This window comes from Nocardia sp. NPDC024068, assembly GCF_040638875.1.
Lineage (GTDB): Bacteria > Actinomycetota > Actinomycetes > Mycobacteriales > Mycobacteriaceae > Nocardia.
The window spans coordinates 1-1,381 of record NZ_JBEZYU010000130.1; the positions used below are offsets into that span (position 1 = coordinate 1).

Annotated in this window: 2 protein-coding genes; one reads left to right on the forward strand and one right to left on the reverse strand. The window is 68.2% G+C overall.

The window, feature by feature from the left end; all coding sequences use genetic code 11:
* Window positions 1–161: 161 nt before the first annotated feature.
* On the forward strand, window positions 162–437 hold the full coding sequence (locus tag AB0F41_RS31585) for a DUF4190 domain-containing protein (RefSeq protein WP_357430268.1): 276 nt from the start codon (window positions 162–164) through the stop codon (window positions 435–437).
* 11 nt (window positions 438–448) lie between these two features.
* On the opposite strand, the gene AB0F41_RS31590 is transcribed toward AB0F41_RS31585, so the two are convergent.
* On the reverse strand, window positions 449–1,258 hold the full coding sequence (locus AB0F41_RS31590) for an enoyl-CoA hydratase/isomerase family protein (RefSeq protein WP_357430270.1): 810 nt from the start codon (window positions 1,256–1,258) through the stop codon (window positions 449–451).
* Window positions 1,259–1,381 lie beyond the last annotated feature (123 nt).

Below are 1,381 nucleotides of genomic sequence, written 5' to 3' on the forward strand. Positions count from 1 at the left end.
GCACACCGGTGACATCAAACTCGACCAGCTGCCGCTCGACGCCCTCGAAGCGCATGTGGCGAAGCCACGAGTCTCGAGGGCTGACAGGCGACGCCAAGAGGGCCGAACCCCGCGCGCGCCAGCGCGCCAAATAAACACCGCAGCACAGTAGAATTCGTTGTGTGGTGATACCCAACGCGCCCATCGATAAGCCGGTCGAGCACCCGCACGCGACGGCGGTGCTGTTCCTCGGTGCGCTGAGCGTGCTGTGTTGCGGACTGGCCGGGCCGGTGGCCTGGGCGATGGGCAAGCGGGCTCTCGACCAGATCGAGGAGTCCGGGGGCGCCTACGGGGGACACACCCAGGTGGTGGTCGGATTCATCCTCGGCGTCATCGGCACGATCCTCATGGTCGTGCTGGCGGTGCTCTTCCTGCTCGTCTGGTTCAGCGGCGGCTGACCGGCCCCCGCTCAATCCAGGCTCTGCTGACCCGCCCATTTCGTCCGGGCCCAGGTCGGCCACTCCTCGCTGATCGAACCCGACCAGGTGGGCTGGCGACGCTCCCGGAATGCCGCCATCGCCTCGCCCGCGTCGCGGCCGTCCGCGATATGGTCGTTGAGATCGCCTTCGAGCTGCCCGACGACGGTCGGTTCCAGCCCGACACCCTCCCAGAGCAGCCGTTTCGACAGCGCTGCGCTCAGCGGCGCCGAACCGTTGGCGATATCGTGCGCGACCGCCATCGCGGTGGGCAGTACCTCCGCGGCAGGCAGGCAGGCGTTCGCCAACCCCATCGCCTTGGCCTCGTCTCCGTCGAAGGTGCGGCCGGTGAGCAGGATATCGGCGGCATTGGCCAGGCCCGCCAGCCGCGGCAGTGTCCAGTGCACATATCCGTCCGCGAGTACCCCGCGCCGCACCTGGCTCAGCGCGTACACCGCGTCATCGGCCAGGTACCGCAGATCGCATTGCAGCGCCAGCGCGAGCCCGGCCCCCACCGCATGCCCGTTCACCGCCGCGATCACCGGTTTGCGCACCAGGAACGGCGGCGGCTCGATACTCGCGCTCACCTCGCCCACCCGATCGGATAGGTCGGCACCCGCGCAGAAAGCCGGCGGCGTCCCCGTGATCACCACGACCCGGATGGCATCTTCGGCATCACACCGCTTCAGCGCTGCCCCCAGAGCCTCGGTCATGGCGGGGTTGAAAGCATTTTGTTTCGCCGGCCTGTTCAAGGTGAGGACGGCGATGCCCGCTGAGACATCGACGAGCAATTCCGAACTCATGCTGTGAGTTTATGGCGCGCCTTCGGCGTATCCAGCGGCGCCATCGCGGGCATATCGGCGTCGTAGGCGCCGCCGAGGGCACCGAGTTCCGGAGCCGGGATCCAGCCGAATCCGCGCAGCGCG